The organism is Streptomyces sp. NPDC051776, from assembly GCF_040681345.1.
In the GTDB taxonomy this organism is placed as follows: domain Bacteria; phylum Actinomycetota; class Actinomycetes; order Streptomycetales; family Streptomycetaceae; genus Streptomyces.
Window position 1 is genome coordinate 345383 of sequence record NZ_JBFAYQ010000001.1, and the last position, 17666, is coordinate 363048.

Below are 17666 nucleotides of genomic sequence, written 5' to 3' on the forward strand. Positions count from 1 at the left end.
GCCCGCCGAGGAAACAGGGGCCCCGCCCCGTGCCGACCTGCCGAACCCACAACCGCTGCCCCGGCCTCGGCGGAGGCGGCACAGGGGTGGAGCCGGGCTTGACCCTCCGGTTGCGTGAGGGCGCAGGCTCGGACCGTACGCCCGGCTCGGCCGAAGGCGGACGACCCCTAGGGGGAGGTCCGTACTTGAGGGCAGCCGGGGTTCGTCCTGCCGGAGGAGGAGGGGAGCAACCTTCCGCCCCTAGCCTTCTCGTGGGCCCCGAGGGGGACCGCGGGGCCGGCGGGAAGGGGGGTCGCTTTCCGCCAGTCCCGCGGTGGGGGGTGGGGAAAACCCCCTCCCGGGACGGCGCCGTGCACCCGTGCGCGGCACCACCACCCGCCAGCAGACTCGGGCTCATACCGGATGGGGGACCGACGTCCCTCACGCACTACGCAGACGACTGAGGAGAGATACCGTGACTTCGGCTGTGACCATTCCCAGGACCGGGGGCGGTGGAGGGCGTACGGCCGTTGCCGCGCGGGCGCGTCAGGTCGTGAAGGCCTACGGGTCGGGCGAGACGCGCGTCGTCGCCCTCGACCATGTCGATGTGGACATCGCGCGGGGGCAGTTCACCGCGATCATGGGCCCGTCGGGCTCCGGAAAGTCCACGCTCATGCACTGCTTGGCCGGTCTCGACACCGTGACCTCGGGCCAGATCTTCGTCGACGACACCGAGATCACCAAGCTCAAGGACAAGAAGCTCACCCAGCTCCGCAGGGACCGTATCGGCTTCATCTTCCAGGCGTTCAACCTGCTGCCGACGCTCAACGCGCTGGAGAACATCACGCTGCCGATGGACATAGCGGGCCGCAAGCCGGAGCGCGAGTGGCTGGCCCGGGTCGTGGAGACCGTCGGACTCGCGGACCGGCTGAGGCACCGTCCGACCGAACTGTCCGGCGGCCAGCAGCAACGCGTCGCCGTTGCCCGGGCGCTCGCCTCCCGGCCCGAGATCATCTTCGGTGACGAGCCGACCGGGAACCTGGACTCGCGCGCGGGCGCCGAGGTCCTCGGCTTCCTTCGGCATTCGGTGGACAAGCTGGGTCAGACCATCGTTACCGTCACCCACGACCCGGTCGCAGCCGCGTACGCGGACCGCGTGCTGTACCTGGCCGACGGGCGGATCGTGGACGAGATGTACAGCCCGACCGCCGAGCAGGTGCTGGACCGGATGAAGAACTTCGACGCCCGCGGGAGGGTGTCGTGACGGTCGTCAGAACCTCGCTGCGCAACTTCCTTGCGCACAAGGGCCGGATGGCGCTCTCCGCCATCGCCGTCCTGCTGTCGGTGGCCTTCGTGTGCGGCACGCTGGTCTTCTCGGACACCATGAACACCACGTTCGACAAACTCTTCGCCAGCAGCTCGGCCGACGTCACCGTGAGCCCCAAGCGCCAGAAGGGCGGCGGTGAGACGCCGCGGACCGGCCGTCCCGAGTCGCTGCCGGCCCGGACGCTCACCGAGGTGAAGAAGGCGAAGGGCGTGAAGTCGGTCGAGGGCGCCGTCACCAGCATGAGCGTGACGGTCGTCGACTCCGACAACAAGAACATGGGCTCCAGCACCGGCGCCCCGACCATCGCCGCCAACTGGACCGGCAACGAACTGCGCTCCATGGAGATCGCGGAGGGACACCGTCCGCGCGGGCCCACCGAGGTGATGGTCGACGCGGACACCGCTGACAAGCACAAGCTCGAGCTCGGCGACGAACTGCGCACCATCGCCGTCACCGGTGACTTCCGGGCGAAAATCGTCGGCATCGCGGCCTTCAAGGTCACCAACCCCGGAGCCGCGGTGGTCTACTTCGACACGAAGACGGCGCAGCGCAAGCTGCTCGGCGCCGAGAACGTCTACACCTCGGTCTCCGTCACCGCCGCCCCGGGGGTCTCCGACGAACGGCTCAAGACGTACGTCGCGGCCGAACTCGGCGGCGCGTACAAGCTGCAGACCGCCGAGGAGGCCGCCGACTCCAGCCGCGAGGGCATCGGGAGCTTCCTCGACGTGGTGAAGTACGCGATGCTCGGCTTCGCCGGAGTGGCCTTCCTCGTCGGCATCTTCCTCATCATCAACACGTTCTCGATGCTCGTCGCCCAGCGCACCCGCGAGATCGGCCTGATGCGCGCCATCGGGGCGGGCCGCCGCCAGGTCAACCGCTCGGTGCTGATCGAGGCGCTGCTGCTGGGCTTCATCGGCTCGTTGCTGGGCGTCGGCGCGGGAGTGGGCCTCGCGGTCGGGCTGATGAGGCTCATGGGCTTCATCGGGATGCACCTGTCGACGGCGGATCTGACGATCAAGTGGACCACCCCCGTGGTGGGCGTGACCCTCGGCATCGTGGTCACCGTCCTCGCGGCGTATCTGCCCGCGCGGCGCGCCGGCAAGGTCTCCCCGATGGCCGCACTGCGCGACGTCGGCGTCCCGGCCGACCGGAAGACCGGCAGGGTCCGCGCCGTCCTGGGCATGGTGCTCACGGCCACCGGCGGGGCCGGCCTCTGGGCCGCGGCGCAGGCCGACGAGGCGGCCGAGGGGTCGATGCTCCTGGGCCTCGGTGTGGTGCTCACCCTCATCGGCTTCGTCGTCATCGGCCCGGTGCTCGCCGGCCTCGTGGTCCGCGTCATCAGCGCCGTCCTGCTGCGGGTGTTCGGCCCCGTGGGGCGGATGGCCGAGCGCAACGCTCTGCGCAACCCGCGCCGTACGGGCGCCACCGGCGCGGCCCTGATGATCGGCCTCGCCCTGGTCGCCGGCCTCTCCGTGGTCGGCTCCTCGATGGTGTCATCCGCAACCGAGCAGCTCGACAAGTCCGTCGGCGCGGACTTCATCATCCAGTCCGACACCAACCAGCCGATCCAGCCGCAGGCCGCCAAGGCCCTGCGGACCGCCGCCGCGGTGGACCACGTCACCGAGTACAAGGACATCGAGACGCGGATCACCACCCCGGACGGCGCGAGGGGTGACGCCGACCTGGTCGCGGCGGACCCGACCTATGCGCAGGACCTGCGGCGGGAGACCGTCTCGGGCGAACTGGCCGCCGCCTACGGCAGGGACGCCATGTCCGTCGGCGACACATACGCCAAGAAGCACGGCATCAAGGTGGGCGACACGTTGAAGGTGGCGTTCAAGGGCGGTGAAACGGCACGTCTGAAGGTCGCGGCGATCACGTCCGACGACTCCTCCGTCGACAAGGGCGCGAACTACACCAGCATCGCGACCGCCGACCGCCATCTGCCCGCGGACCGGATGCCGCTGAACACGATCATGTTCGCGAAGGCGGAGGCCGGCAAGGAGAAAGCCGCGTACACCGCGCTCAAAGCCTCCATGAAGGAGTACCCGCAGTACACGGTGCGCGACCAGACCGACTACAAGGAGCGGTTGAAGAAGCAGGTCGGCCAACTGCTCAATATTGTCTACGGCCTGCTGGCACTGGCGATCGTCGTGGCGGTGCTCGGTGTGGTGAACACCCTCGCCCTCTCGGTCGTCGAACGCACCCGCGAGATCGGCCTGATGCGTGCCATCGGCCTGTCCCGCCGCCAGCTTCGCCGCATGATCCGCCTGGAATCCGTGGTCATCGCCCTCTTCGGAGCCCTCCTGGGCCTCGGCCTGGGCATGGGCTGGGGAGCCAGCGCCCAGAAGCTCCTGGCCCTCCAGGGCCTTGAGGTTCTGGACATCCCCTGGCCCACGATCATCACGGTCTTCATCGCCTCGGCGTTCGTGGGCCTGTTCGCAGCCCTGATCCCGGCGTTCCGGGCGGGCCGGATGAACGTCCTGAACGCGATCGCGACGGAGTGACGGAGCCGCCACCGGCGCGGCGCGCACGATGATGAGCCCCCGGGGCCGCTCGATCCGAGCGGCCCCGGGGGCTTGCTGCGTCGCTTCTGTTGCCGGGTTGCGGGTGCTCGCCCGGGCGGTTGAGCCAAGCGGCCGCGATGGCTGCAACACTCCCAAGAGTTACGGATTGTGCTGACCTCGTCGCAGCTGTGTCAGAGGGGTCCAGTAGCGTTTGGCCACCATGTCCAGGGACCGGAAGAGGGGAACACCAATGGCCCGGGTCTGCCAGTAGCGGCAGCGGCCTGTGCTGCGGCGGCGGCTCTGCTGCTCACTGCGTGCGGCGGCGAAAGCAAGTCCAGAGACGAGAAGATCGCCGGCGCGGGCGGAGCGGAGGGTAAGAAGACCGCCTCACCGAGCGTGAGTTCCACAAATTCCGCGGAGCGGCCGAAGATCGAGTTTCCCAAGGGCTCGGGGCGCAATGTCTTTGAGGGGACCAAGACCGGGGACCCGAAGAAGGACGCCGTGCTCGCCGACTTGACACAGGGCATCGACTCCGTCGACGAGGCAATTTTCAAAGGCAGTCTCAAGTCTCGTGCTCTGGCCTTCTACAACGTGGACAAGGCGTTGGTGACGTCGTCGGACTACGTCAAGGGATACGTGGACAAGGGCCAAAGCTGGGTCGGTACGACTCGCTATTCGGACTGGCGGATCACTCCACGGGACGACGGTGCGGTCTCGGTCGTCTACTGCTCGGACGAGAGCAAGTCCAACATCAGCGACCGGAAGACGGGGAAGGTCGACAAGACTCCCACCTCGGCGGACAGTTATGTTCTCTACAACGCGCGCTTGAAGAAGAACAGCAGCGGTGTGTGGCAGACAGTCGACGTCGTCTCGGAGCGAGGTGCCGACCAATGCCAGCCCTAGGCGGCCGGAAAGCAGCCGCGTTCGTCGTCGTGTCCGCTTGTGTGTTGACCGTGCTCTCCGCTGGACCCGCACCGGCTGGCGGGCGCGGAAAGGGTGGTACGCGAGGCGGGGTCGAGTTGGGCGGTGGAGCGGTCGACAACGGCGTATCCGCGTTCGCCGGAGGCGTGAGGTTCGACGAGTCCGACAACGGCAAGGGGGCGAGCGTTGGTCCCCTCGCGCCAACAGGCACCTGGTCCCAGCCGCCCTGTTGGTATGCGCCGTAGTACACGGCACAGCAGTTCAAGAAGTACCAAGAGAGCCAGTGGGCTCTGGAGTCCACTGGCCCTCAGTGGGACCTTGAGCAGAAGAAGCGCTACGAGGACGGAGAGCCGTACAAGAACTTCAACCTCGACAAGGCGGACAAGGGCTATTGGTGGGACGGTTATGTGCCGGAGGGCGGCGCCGGGGCGCCCGGTGCACTCGACTGCGACAAGCCGTTCTTCTGGGTGGACAAGGGCGACCCGCCCCCGGCCGAGTACGAGAACGCCGTCACACCCAAGGTCCTCGCCGAGCTTGCCTATGCCCGTGTCCGCGTCCCCGACACCGCGATCGAGCTGTCCCCGGCCCAGAAGCAGAGGGTAAACCTCCCGACGTGGGCGTGGCTGGACAGGGCGGAGTTCAAGCCCGTCTCCGTGACAGCATCCGTACCGGCTCTTGGAATCGAGGCGACGACCACCGCCAAACCGGTGTCGCTGAAGCTCGAGCCTGGCACGGAGGATGTTCGACTACACCCGGCCTCGGGCGAATGTCCCATCCGCTCGGACGGACGTATCGGCACTCCGTATGCGAAGGGATCGTCCGACCGAACCCCGCCCTGCGGCTTCACCTATCTGAGGGCTTCTGCCGATGACGCGCCCTACCAACTGAAGGCGATCATCACCTGGAAGATCACTTGGGATGGCACGGGTGGTAGCGGCGGGGGCCTTCCCGACGGGTCCTTCGGGACCACCCAGGACATGACTGTTCAGGAAATCCAGGCCATCAACCGCTGACCGCCAGGAAGTTTTGATGAGTGACTTGTACATCGATGGGGCGATGCTCAAGCGCGTCCGACGAAATCTTGCGCATATCGGCGAAACCCTCGAGAAGCCCGCCCGGGCCATAGAGCGAGTAGACACCAAAGCCATGGGAGCGGCCGAACTGGAACGGCGCATGGATAGCTTCGGAGACGAGTGGTCCTACGGTATAGGGCAGCTCCGCAAGTTCTCCAAGGGATCAGTGGAGGCTCTCGACCAGATCGAGAAGGCCTTCAAGGATCTCGACAAGAACCTTGCCGCGGAGTTGTCGAAGGCGGCGAAGAAGAAGTGAGTGCCCCAACCATTGACAAATTTCCTGTGCTTGGGTTTGTGCCGTGCCCCGGGGACTACGAGACCGTCAAAAAAACCGCCTCCACAATCCGTGCCACCTCGGACGCTTTGGGGGAGATCAGCCGGGTTCTGAGGGGCGCGGACAAAGGCGACTGGAGAGGTAAGGCGGCGGAGGCATTCCGAGCCCTGCTCGCTGATGACTTCCGTCCAAAGGTCGATGACGCATACAAGTCCTTCGACCAAGCAAAGGATGTCATCCGTGATTGGGCCGAGTACATGCTGGCCCATCAAAAGATTGCGCTCAGACTTGAAGAGGAGGCCTCTGAAGCGGAACAAGCCACTGACTCGGGGAAGAGTTCGGCTAACGCGGACCCAGGATCGACGAAAACCGGGGAGAAGCCGGACGGGCCGATCCCGTCGAAAAGGTCCGCAAACGAGCACGTGCTCTGCGCGTTACCTATGAGGAGGAGGGGCGGCAGGCGGCGCTTCGTCTTCAGAAAGCGATTGATATCGCCCCAGAAGAGCCAGGATTCTGGGACGAGTTGGGAGCTGCGGTAGGCGACGCCCTTGAGGGAGTCAAGGATGCAGCCCTTGATCCAATGGGGACATTGAAGGAACTTGCGCCGTTCCTCAAGCTCATTGGGGACGTCGCGGGACTCCTCAGTGGCATCACAGGACTCCTCGCTCTCATCCCGGGTCTTCAATTCCTGGGCGCGGCTTCACTGATCCTCGGCGGAGTTGCTCTTGCTGCCCACTACCTGTCAGCGGTGGGAACCACAGGAAGCTTCGCAAAAGCACTGATGACCAAGGACGTGATCTTGGACGCCGTGGGCTTTGGACTTGGGAAGATCGGGGCTCGATTCGGCGACGAAGTTCTCTCTGCTGCCCGTACCAGTGGTCAGGCGACGCGTACTGTCGATCAATTCGTCGGTTCCGCCGTGGAGTTGCCCATGGGATACTTTCAGCTCGCACGGGGAGCGTCCTACTCAATGAGTCACACTGAGTTCGGTTGGCGTTCCGCTCAATACTTCACCACATGGACTGGTCATGCCATGATGGCCGAAGGCAAGGACGACAGCATCGAGACGGCGGGGAAGATGTTGCATTGGGACTTCGGCGCCCTGACTGACAAACCGACGGTGGCGCCATGGGCGCGCTAAGCGCTCGCGGGGAGATTAGCCTGTTCGTACCCTCGGACTGGTTCGATCTGATGTAAGATGGTACTGACATAGCGGCCACACGGGCGCGCTGCTCGGAATTGGTTCATCTCACATATCCATTCACCGCCTTTGGCAGGCGTGAAGAGTTCACAAGCGCACTGATGGCGCTGCACGGAGCGCTCTTCGCTGATGGTGTTCTGATGTACGGGACGATTACCGCACCGCTTCCCAGCACCGGCGCACATGCGGCATGGCAGGTCTATGCAGGGGTTGTAGACGTACCGAGCAGCCCTGATGAACTCGACCTTGGTGAGCTCATGGCGCAGACGTTCGGCAAGGAGTACAGCGAGGTCGGTGCTTACACCGAATCATTTGTCACCGATATGGGTCTTGGCTTCGGATTCATGGCCCAACCGCCGGTCCGAGTTCCGGAAGGCACGACCGATGAGACATCCGATGACTGCCGCATAGGCCTAGCGGGAGCGCTTGCCTGTCCGGTTGGCGGCGTGCAGGGCCTCCTGGTCATTGGCACTAGCCTCAATCCTGAACAGGTCCGAGAGATGGCTGGGCTTGTCGCGGCGATCGCTGGTCGTTCCGTGTTCGTAGACGTTCAGGTTGGGCAATGAACAAGGGACCAAAGGGATCAAAAATGACCACCAACGGCGGGCCATCCAGCACCAGCAGGGGAGCCTCCCGGTTTCAACGCGCGGCCCTTCCGACCGGACCTCAATCGGCCGATGCCTACCCGGATCGAGCCACCCTGTTGAGGCAACGGAAGGATGCCCTGGACGCGTTGGTTGATGAGGACTTGTCACGAGCCAGGGGCCTTGCCTTCCTGGTCTGCCAGGCGGCGATGGTGATCTGCGCTTTTGTCGTCCCGGTGGTATTGATCAATGCCATCACTGCGGCTACCGCTGATGCCACCTCTATTGCCACTGCCGCAGCTTTTACTGTCGTCGTGCTGGCTGTTTTCGGCGTGCTGCCGGTGCTCGTACTGCGCTCCGCTCATGAGCGGGCGGTCCAGCGTTGGCAGCTCATCCGGGATTGGTTCAAGGTGGATCGGTCCGCTCCAGCACGGGCTCTGCCACCGGGCGCCATCGCCGAAGGTCTTGCGCTGGCACACGACCGGCAGCAGGCAGGTATGCCGGCATCGTCCCCTGCAGGTTCACATGAATTTCCCAACCGCTATGGCTCCCGCGGATACCCGCACAGCCGCTTCTTCAACGCAGCGGTTCTCGTGATCATTGCTGCCATTGCCATACCAATCATTGTTTTTGGTGACGACAGTGCTGAACCGAATAAAGTGGGATGGGTTCTGAGTCTCCTCATGGCTGCCGTCCTGGCCTGGAGCGTGATCGTCAAGTACCGAACCAGGTATCGATGGGCCGCTGCCGAGCAGGTCATCCGCAGCAAGGAGCGCAGGCGGTGGCAGCAGCGGACTCAGCTATCGGCTGGTCAGTCTCCGTCCACTGTGGCGCAAGGACTCCACCCCGCGGGCCTTTACGCGCTGCTCCTCTCCCCTACACTTGTGGTGGCGCTCATTTATGTCACCGCTCGCCCGAGGATCGCAGGCGGCTTCGTTGTCATTGCCTCAATCGCTTTGGCCATCGGCTTCCTTGGCGTGCCCGTTGTCTTCGTGAGGTGGCAAGGCGAAAGACGGGCCATGCGCGAAGCGGCGGAACGGCTCGCATCCGCGTTTGACGGCGCCCCTGCGGTACGGCCCGTGAGGTATGGACTGAATCAGGATGGTCAAAGCCTCGGTAGTGCAGATAGCTGGGACCAAGGTCCCTCCCGTACGGGTGCAGTTGTCCTGACCGGGGGGACACTCAAACTGCGTGGCGTGGACGGCTCCGACTTGCAATTGCCCCTGAGTGATCTGGTGGGGGCAGCGTTCATTCCTTCCGGAGTTGCTTGGCTCACAGGATCCGTCGACTTGTTCCTGGAGTCCGGGCAGGCGATAGAGATGCGCACACCGCAACCTCGCAATTTCCTCGAAGAACTTGCCCAGACTGGAGTTCGCGTGTTGGGCTGAGGGAAAGCGCGAATACGGCTTCGGTGTGGAGAACAGACTGGCCTTACTGTCGAACCATCCGCGGGATTGGCCTGTTGCGTCATCGGCACCCCGCCGCCTGGAATCCGCGGCCATCGCAGCGATGCGGAGCACCCCGGTACCGCTCGAAGTGAGTAGTACCGGGGTGCTCTTGCTGTGTCTGCCTTGCCTGCACGGCCGCTGCTGCCAAGGAAGACGCCTGCTGACAGTCTCGAGCCCGAGAGCAGGGGTCCAGCGAAGGGTTCCCCGGTCTTGGAACTGCCGAACGAGACAAACGGCCGCCCCCGGGCCCAACGACTGGTGACGGAGCCGCCGCCGGCGCGGCGCGCACGATGATGAGCCCAGCCCCCGGGGCCGCTCGATCCGAGCGGCCCCGGGGGCTCGTCACTTGGTGCCGGCGGATGGTCGCTTCACTGGTCGCGTCCGGACCAGGCTGACCGGACCGGGTGCAACACTCCCGATAGTTACGGATTGAGTTGACATGGTCGCAGAGCTGTCAGCGAGCTCCAGTAGCGTTTGGCCTCCCTGTGTCGCGTATTGGAGGGGAAGTTGTGACTGCCCGAAGCCTGCCCGTCACGGCAGTGTTGCTCGCCGCACTGGCCGCCGCGCTGTTGACCGCATGCGGTGACGGTGAGAGCAAGGCGGAGGACGACGGAATCGCCGACGCCGAAACCTCAAGGGCTTCCAGAACTCCAAGTGCGTCCGCACCTGCGGATGGCAAGCGCCCCGAAACGGGACTGCCCGCGGGGCTGGACATGACCTTCGAGTGGAGCGGGACAGGAAAGCCGTCCTCCGACGCGGTCTTCGCGGATGCGGAACAGTTCTTCCGCGGGCTCAAGCGTGCCAGTGCGAATCACAACCTCAAGGACCCGGCCTACTCATTCTACTCGACCGGCCAAGGACTGTCGTACGCCGTTGAGCAGATCAAGTCGAACATCGAGGGTGGTTTCGCACCGACGGGATCCGATCGGTACTTCAAGGGGCAAGTCGCCGTCTTCGGCAAGGATTCCGCCGCTCTGGTCACGTGCCGAGACCAGACGAAGCTGTTCAGCAAGGATCTGAAGACCAAGAAGGTGCACAGGACGGATCCCAAGAGCGAAGAGAACCTTGTTCTCTACAACATGGGGATGAAGAAGGACGCCGAGGGCGTCTGGAAGGTGTCCGAGGTGGCAGTCACGGTTCCTGCCAAGGAGTGCATACAGTGAAGCGTCGCACAGTACTCCTTGTCTGCGTTGCCACGGCGAGCGCGCCTCTTGTCCCTGCCCACGGAGCGATGGCTTCCGAGAAGGTGCCCGTGGACAAGGGCGCCGTCGACCAGGGTGGGCAGTCCAACGGGTCATCGTTTGCCTCTCGCGTGACATTCAAGGTCGCCGGAGAGAAGCGGACCGATGGCGGGGCGATCACCTCGGTGGACTACGACTCGACCTCGCCTCCGTGCTGGTATGAGCCGTACTGGACCGCGAAGCAGTTCAAGTCGGTCAATGAATCCCAGTGGTCCGTAGCAGAAGCCGCCGCAAAGATCGCCGGTGCTGAAGCTCCCGGCAATCGCGAGATGGAGGACCGCTACAAGAACGGCGAGCCGTACAAGAATTTCAACGTCGGCAAGCAGGGCAGGGGGATGTGGTGGATCGGTGTCGCCAATCCCGAGATGAAGGACGATCCGCGGGCGAGGTCTTGCAACAAGCCGGCGTTCTGGGTCGACAACGGCAAGGCTCCCAATGAACCGCAAGCCATCGACACGGGGACCCTCGCCCAGCTTGCCTACGACCAGACCAGGTTTCCGAGCGCCGATGTCACGATGAATCCGGACGGGAGGCAGACGGTCAATCTTCCGACCTGGATTTGGCTGGGCAGGGGTACGTTCAAGGAGACCAAGGTCCGTGCCGAGCTGCCAGGCACGGGTTTGTGGGCGGAGACGACGGCTCGGCCGGTAGGCCTTCACCTGGATCCTGGTACTGATGAGGCTCAGACGCACCCCGCCAGTGGTGAGTGCAAGATCAACGATGATGGCAGCATCGGCACCCCGTACAGGCGCGGCGAAGCCCACACGTTCCCGCCGTGCGGGATCACCTACCTGCGGGCGACGCAGGGGGATCCGTACCCCATGCACGCCGCGGTGACGTGGGTGATCTCCTGGGAGGGAGCTGACGCAGCCCACGGTCACCTCCCTGATGGCACCTCCAAGACCACGCGCGGCGTAGTGAACGAAATCCATGTCATCAATCGCTGACCCCCACCGCGTTCGCCTACAGGCGCCGGCGCCCCGGGGCTCGTGGACGTGATTGCGCGGGGGCTGTGGGCCTGGCGGTGAATTCTGGGGGCCCTGTCGGCCGGCGGAGTGGCAAACGACGATAGTGAGGGACCAGTGGCGGAGCGATTGGCCGTCGACGGCGACGAACTCGCTCACTTCATGAGGCTGTTGAAGAAGTCGACGGAGTCAATGAAAGGCCTGCGCAAGGCGCTGAACGATGCGACGGTGACCGGCCTCGGAACCGATGACCTCGACCTGGCGTGCGAGCAGTTCCAGAACGACTGGAAGTACGGGGCCGAGCAGATCGGTGAACAGACGGAAGACCTCATGAAGATCGTCAAGGAGAGCAAGGACAGCTACCGGGTCACGACATCTCCCGCCGGACGGGCGAGCAGCGCCGTCTGGAAGCCGTAGCCCGTGCCGATCTCCAGGACGTGCTCGGTCCCCGTGAGTTCGAGGCCTTCGATCATCAGCGCCGACAGTGACGGCTGCGTCGTGACCTGGCCACGCCCGATCGGGAGCGGAGCGTCGGTGTACGCCGCGGCGGCGTGGGCGGTGGGCACGAAGCGCGTACGCGGTGTCGTCCGCAGGGCCTCCAGCACGCGCCTGCCGCGGACGCCGATGGCCAGCACGGCACGGACCAGCCGCTCCGGTGAAGCAGCGGGCGGCGCAGGACTCCTGCGCGCGTGCGGTTGATCGCGCGGTCGATCGCGCGCGCTCGCGGCCATCACACGCGCTCCAGGGCCATCGAGGCTCCGCCCGGCCCGGGGATCACATGGACCTCCGCGCCGTCGCTCATCCTGTCCAGGAGATCGCACAGCCAGGCGCAGTCCTGGCGCGCGGCCGGACGGAGGCGCATCCGGTGGGCCTGGAGGGGCACGATCCGGGCGCCGGTAAGCCGGCCGCTGTCCGGGTCGACCGTGACGAACCAGAGCAGCCGCAGGTCGTCGCGGAACTCCTCGTGGCCGGTGATGCCCTCGTAGTCGTCGATGAAGTCGCCGCAGCCGTAGAGGACGAGCTTGTCGCGGTAGAGCTCCACGGGGCGTGGATGGTGCGAGGAGTGGCCGTGCACGATGTCGACGCCGCCGTCGATCAGCGCGTGCGCGAAGACGACCTCGTCGCGCGAGACGTCGTAGCCCCAGTTGGGGCCCCAGTGGACCGAGACGACGACGACGTCCCCCGGCCGCTTGATCTGCCGTATGCGGTCGGTGACTTCGGCCGCGCACGCGTACGAGGGCCCGGGGACGAAGCCGACCCCCGGGCGGTCCGCCGTCGCCGCCCAGCGGCGGGGGATCCCGCTCGACGGCATCCCGAACGAGAAGACCAGAACGCGCCTGCCGCCGCCGAGGTCGACGACGGCAGGGCGGTCCGCCTCGTCCGCGTTCCGGCCGGCCCCGACCGCCCGCAGCCCCGCCCCGGCCAGGGCGTCGAGCGTCTCCTCGAGCCCGGCCTCGCCGAAGTCCAGGACGTGGTTGTTCGCCAGCACGCACACGTCCGGGCGGACGGCTGCCAGACAGGGCAGATTGGCGGGATTCAGACGGTAGTGGACCTCCTTTCCTGGAGCGAAGTCATCACTCTGCGTGATGCTTGTCTCGAGATTCACCACCCGTACGTCCGGTGCCGTCTCGTCGAGCACCCGCAGGGCTTCGCCCCACGGCCAGGCGAAGTCCGCCGGATGCGGAACCTGGCCGCTCGCCGCCTCCGCCAGAGCGACATAGGCGCGCGCGTCCCGGATGTACGGTTCGCGGAGCCCGGGGTCGCCAGGGCACGGGAGGATGGCGTCGACGCCGCGGCCGAGCATCACGTCGCCGCAGAGGGAGAGCGTCACGGGGTCTTCCCGCATGCTTCCACGCTAGGACGAGGCGCCGCCCGTCTTGTACTGGTTCATGGCGGTGACGGAATGTGCCGTCCCGCAGGCTTGTCTCCGTTACTTGATGTGGCCGGTCGGTGTCCGCCCGTCTACGTGTTGTGGTCGGCAGGGGGGCGCCGGTCCATGTGTTGTGGTCGGCTCGCGTGGGCCGCCCGTCTATGGGTCGCCGCGCGTTGCCGCCCATCTACGTGTTGTGGCCGACGTGTGTCCGCCCGTCACACCGTCGATGCCCGTCGACTGTCGTGGGCGGCTTGCCCTGGGAGTCGCCCGGCGCCGCCCGGCACCGCTTCCAGCGGGGCCCACGCCCCACCGGTTGATTCCCGCCTTCCGCTGCCCTCCTCGTCCCGCATCCGGGACTCCCCGCCGGTTGTCGGCGGGGCGACGTACGCTGGACCACCCCGGCCCGTTGCACGTGTCGGGCGATTCGCGTTGTCCTCAAGTGATCACCCGGGACGGAAACAGCCTTCATGAGCCTGCACGGTCTGCTCGACGCCGTCGTCAACGATCCCGCGCTCGCCGAAGCGGTGAAGGCCGCGGCGGACGGCAACCGCCCCCACGTCGACCTCGTCGGTCCGCCCGCCGCCCGTCCCTTCGCCATCGCCGCCCTCGCCCGCGCACAGGGAGCGGGGCATGCCGTCACCGGCGCCGCCGTGACGAGCACCGGCGCCGCCGTGACCAGTACCGAAGCCGCCCGGACGGGCACCGACGGCCCCGGCGCCGTCACCGCCTCCACCCGGACGGTCACCGGCCGGACGGTCACCGGCCGCGGCGGCCGCGCCGGCCGTGCCGTCCTCGCCGTGACCGCCACCGGCCGCGAGGCCGAGGACCTCGCCGCCGCACTGAGGTCGCTTATGCCCCCGGACAGCGTCGTCGAGTACCCGTCCTGGGAGACGCTGCCCCACGAACGGCTCTCCCCCCGCTCCGACACCGTCGGCCGCCGCCTCGCCGTGCTGCGCCGGCTCGCCCACCCCTCCGCGGACGACCCGTCCGCCGGCCCGGTCAGTGTCGTCGTCGCACCCATCCGTTCCGTGCTCCAGCCGCAGGTCGAGGGCCTGGGCGATCTGGAGCCGGTCGCGCTGCGCACCGGCGGCACCGCCGACCTGGAGGAGGTCGTGGACGCCCTGGCGGCCGCAGCCTACTCCCGCGTCGAACTGGTCGAGAAGCGTGGCGAGTTCGCCGTGCGCGGCGGCATCCTCGATGTCTTCCCGCCCACTGAGGAGCACCCGCTCCGCGTCGAGTTCTGGGGCGACGACATCGAGGAGATCCGCTACTTCAAGGTCGCCGACCAGCGCTCCCTCGAAGTCGCCGAGCACGGCCTGTGGGCACCGCCCTGCCGCGAACTGCTGCTCACCGAGGACGTACGGCAGCGGGCCGCCGCACTGGCCGAGCAGCACCCCGAACTCGGCGAGCTGCTGGGGAAGATCGCGGAGGGCATCGCGGTCGAGGGCATGGAGTCCCTGGCGCCCGTGCTCGTCGACTCCATGGAACTGCTGCTCGACGTCCTCCCCGAGGGGAGCATGGTCGTGGTCTGCGACCCGGAGCGCGTACGCACCCGCGCCGCCGATCTCGTCGCGACCTCCCAGGAGTTCCTGCATGCCTCCTGGGCCGCGTCGGCCGGGGGAGGAAAGGCGCCCATCGATGTCGGCGCCGCGTCCCTGTGGGGTATCGCGGACGTACGGGAGCGGGCGCGCGAACTCGGCATGATGTGGTGGACGGTCAGCCCGTTCGTCACCGACATGCACCTGGAGGAGTCCGGCGCGCTCGAGGAGACCGACGGCGACGTCCTCCGGCTCGGTATGCGTGCCCCCGAGAGCTACCGCGGCGACACCGCCCGCGCCCTGGCCGACACCAAGGGCTGGCTGGCCGACAGTTGGCGCACGGTCTACGTCACCGAGGGCCACGGCCCGGCGGCCCGTACGGTCGAGGTGCTCGGCGGTGAGGACATCGCCGCCCGACTGGAGGCGGATCTCGACGCCATCACCCCCGGCGTCGTCCACGTGGCCTGCGGCTCGATCGACTTCGGCTTCGTCGACCACGGCCTGAAGCTCGCCGTCCTCACCGAGACCGACCTGTCCGGTCAGAAGGCCGCCGGGCGGGACGCGGCGCGCATGCCGGCGCGCCGCCGCAAGACCATCGATCCGCTGACCCTGCTCGCCGGCGACTACATCGTCCACGAACAGCACGGTGTAGGCCGGTACGTCGAGATGGTGCAGCGCACCGTCCAGGGCGCCACCCGCGAGTACCTGGTCGTCGAGTACGCCCCGGCCAAACGCGGCCAGCCGGGCGACCGGCTCTACATCCCGACCGACCAGCTCGAGCAGATCACCAAGTACGCCGGAGGCGAGGCGCCGACGCTGCACCGCCTAGGAGGCGCCGACTGGACCAAGACCAAGGCGCGCGCCAAGAAGGCCGTCAAGGAGATCGCCGCCGATCTGATCAGGCTCTACTCGGCGCGCATGGCCGCCCCCGGCCACACCTTCGGCGCGGACAGCCCGTGGCAGCGGGAGCTGGAGGACGCGTTCCCGTACGCCGAGACGCCCGACCAGCTCACCACCATCGCCGAGGTCAAGGAGGACATGGAGAAGTCGGTCCCGATGGACCGGCTGATCTGCGGCGACGTCGGCTACGGCAAGACCGAGATCGCCGTGCGCGCCGCATTCAAGGCGGTCCAGGACGGCAAGCAGGTCGCCGTCCTCGTCCCGACCACCCTGCTGGTGCAGCAGCACTTCGCGACGTTCTCCGAGCGCTACTCCCAATTCCCGGTCGTGGTCAAGGCGTTGTCCCGGTTCCAGAGCGACGCCGAGGCGAAGGCGGTCCTCGACGGACTGCGGGAGGGCTCGGTGGACGTCGTCATCGGCACGCACCGCCTCTTCGCGTCCGAGACCAAGTTCAAGGACCTGGGCCTGGTCGTCGTCGACGAGGAGCAGCGGTTCGGGGTGGAGCACAAGGAGCAGCTCAAGAAGCTCCGCGCCAATGTGGACGTGCTGACCATGTCCGCGACCCCGATCCCCCGCACGCTGGAGATGGCTGTCACCGGCATCCGCGAGATGTCGACGATCACCACCCCGCCCGAGGAGCGCCACCCGGTGCTGACCTTCGTCGGACCGTACGAGGAGAAGCAGATCGGCGCGGCCGTCCGCCGTGAACTCCTGCGCGAGGGCCAGGTCTTCTACATCCACAACCGCGTCGAGTCCATCGACCGCGCCGCCGCCAGGCTGCGCGAGATCGTGCCCGAGGCCCGGATCGCCACGGCCCACGGGCAGATGTCGGAGTCCTCGCTGGAGCAGGTCGTGGTCGACTTCTGGGAGAAGAAGTTCGACGTTCTGGTCTCCACGACCATCGTCGAGTCCGGCATCGACATCTCGAATGCCAACACCCTCATCGTCGAGCGCGGCGACAACTTCGGCCTCTCCCAGCTCCACCAGCTCCGCGGCCGCGTCGGCCGGGGCCGCGAGCGCGGTTACGCGTACTTCCTCTACCCGCCGGAGAAGCCGCTGACCGAGACCGCCCACGAGCGCCTGGCGACCATCGCACAGCACACCGAGATGGGCGCGGGCATGTATGTGGCGATGAAGGACCTGGAGATCCGCGGCGCGGGCAATCTGCTCGGCGGCGAGCAGTCCGGCCACATCGCGGGCGTCGGATTCGACCTGTACGTACGGATGGTGGGCGAAGCCGTCGCCGACTACCGCGCCGGTCTGGAGGGCGGCGTCGAGGAGGAACCTCCGCTGGAGGTCAAGATCGAGCTGCCGGTCGACGCGCACGTGCCGCACGACTACGCGCCGGGTGAGCGGCTGCGCCTCCAGGCGTACCGCGCGATCGCCTCCGCGAGCTCCGAGGACGACATCACAGCGGTGCGGGAGGAGTTGGTCGACCGGTACGGCAAACTGCCGGAGCCCGTGGAGAATCTGCTCCTGGTGGCAGGACTGCGCCTGCTCGCCCGCGCCTGCGGCGTCTCCGACATCACCCTCCAGGGCTCCAACATCCGCTTCTCGCCAGTGGAGTTGCGCGAGTCGCAGGAGCTGCGCCTCAAGCGCCTCCATCCGCGCGCGATCCTCAAGCCGGCGACGAAGCAGGTACTGGTGCCGCGCCCGGGCACGGCCCGTATCGGCGGCAAGCCGCTGATCGGCCGCGAACTGCTGGCGTGGACGGGGGAGTTCCTGACCACGGTCCTCGGCTGAGGGCGGGCATTGAGGCGGCCGGGCCCCGGCCTACGATGCGTCCGGGCCCCCGGCCTACGATGCGTCCGGGCCCCTGCGGGCCCGGACGGCTT

General features: G+C 66.9%; 14 protein-coding genes and 1 pseudogene. 13 read left to right on the forward strand and 2 right to left on the reverse strand.

Annotation, left to right across the window (positions count from 1 at the left end):
- The first annotated feature begins 454 nt into the window (after positions 1-454).
- From AB0M26_RS01525 to AB0M26_RS01580, 12 genes and pseudogenes are all read left to right on the forward strand, one after another.
- Entirely contained in the window at positions 455-1243 is a 789-nt protein-coding gene (locus tag AB0M26_RS01525; protein WP_365252671.1) for an ABC transporter ATP-binding protein, read from the forward strand.
- Positions 1240-3813, forward strand: a complete 2574-nt coding sequence (locus AB0M26_RS01530) for an FtsX-like permease family protein (RefSeq protein ID WP_365252674.1) — start codon at positions 1240-1242, stop codon at positions 3811-3813. Before AB0M26_RS01525 ends, AB0M26_RS01530 begins: the two co-directional genes overlap by 4 nt.
- A gap of 396 nt (positions 3814-4209) precedes the next feature.
- On the forward strand, positions 4210-4716 hold the full coding sequence (locus tag AB0M26_RS01535; RefSeq protein WP_365252677.1) for a hypothetical protein: 507 nt from the start codon (positions 4210-4212) through the stop codon (positions 4714-4716).
- Positions 4704-5747: pseudogene (locus AB0M26_RS01540) on the forward strand (hypothetical protein). Before AB0M26_RS01535 ends, AB0M26_RS01540 begins: the two are co-directional and overlap by 13 nt.
- Positions 5748-5763: 16 nt before the next feature.
- Positions 5764-6063 carry a hypothetical protein gene (locus tag AB0M26_RS01545; RefSeq protein WP_365252680.1) on the forward strand — a complete coding sequence of 100 codons (300 nt, stop codon included), beginning with the start codon at positions 5764-5766 and terminating at the stop codon, positions 6061-6063.
- Positions 6060-6620: a putative T7SS-secreted protein gene (locus AB0M26_RS01550; protein WP_365252683.1), complete on the forward strand. Its 561-nt coding sequence runs from the start codon at positions 6060-6062 to the stop codon at positions 6618-6620. The genes AB0M26_RS01545 and AB0M26_RS01550 overlap by 4 nt, the downstream gene beginning before the upstream one ends.
- A 50-nt stretch (positions 6621-6670) precedes the next feature.
- Positions 6671-7222, forward strand: coding sequence for a hypothetical protein (locus tag AB0M26_RS01555; protein WP_365252686.1), 552 nt, complete (start codon positions 6671-6673; stop codon positions 7220-7222).
- A 161-nt stretch (positions 7223-7383) separates the two neighbouring features.
- A complete protein-coding gene (locus AB0M26_RS01560; RefSeq protein WP_365252689.1) occupies positions 7384-7848 on the forward strand; it encodes a hypothetical protein in 465 nt (154 codons plus the stop codon).
- 23 nt (positions 7849-7871) lie between these two features.
- The gene (locus AB0M26_RS01565) at positions 7872-9254 is read left to right on the forward strand and encodes a hypothetical protein (protein ID WP_365252692.1); all 1383 of its coding nucleotides are present in this window, start codon (positions 7872-7874) and stop codon (positions 9252-9254) included.
- Between the two features lie 569 nt (positions 9255-9823).
- Positions 9824-10477 carry a hypothetical protein gene (locus AB0M26_RS01570; protein ID WP_365252694.1) on the forward strand — a complete coding sequence of 218 codons (654 nt, stop codon included), beginning with the start codon at positions 9824-9826 and terminating at the stop codon, positions 10475-10477.
- A gap of 68 nt (positions 10478-10545) precedes the next feature.
- The gene (locus tag AB0M26_RS01575) at positions 10546-11502 is read left to right on the forward strand and encodes a hypothetical protein (protein WP_365252697.1); all 957 of its coding nucleotides are present in this window, start codon (positions 10546-10548) and stop codon (positions 11500-11502) included.
- A gap of 135 nt (positions 11503-11637) precedes the next feature.
- Entirely contained in the window at positions 11638-11937 is a 300-nt protein-coding gene (locus AB0M26_RS01580; RefSeq protein WP_365252700.1) for a hypothetical protein, read from the forward strand.
- On the opposite strand, the gene AB0M26_RS01585 is transcribed toward AB0M26_RS01580, so the two are convergent.
- Positions 11880-12251, reverse strand: coding sequence for a hypothetical protein (locus AB0M26_RS01585; protein WP_365252702.1), 372 nt, complete (start codon positions 12249-12251; stop codon positions 11880-11882). The two genes, AB0M26_RS01580 and AB0M26_RS01585, sit on opposite strands and share 58 nt — an antisense overlap.
- Positions 12251-13366 carry a CapA family protein gene (locus AB0M26_RS01590; protein WP_365252705.1) on the reverse strand — a complete coding sequence of 372 codons (1116 nt, stop codon included), beginning with the start codon at positions 13364-13366 and terminating at the stop codon, positions 12251-12253. The genes AB0M26_RS01585 and AB0M26_RS01590 overlap by 1 nt, the downstream gene beginning before the upstream one ends.
- A gap of 494 nt (positions 13367-13860) precedes the next feature.
- Between AB0M26_RS01590 and mfd the strand changes: the two genes are divergently transcribed.
- Positions 13861-17574, forward strand: coding sequence for a transcription-repair coupling factor (mfd, locus tag AB0M26_RS01595; RefSeq protein WP_365252708.1), 3714 nt, complete (start codon positions 13861-13863; stop codon positions 17572-17574).
- The last annotated feature ends 92 nt before the right edge of the window (positions 17575-17666 follow it).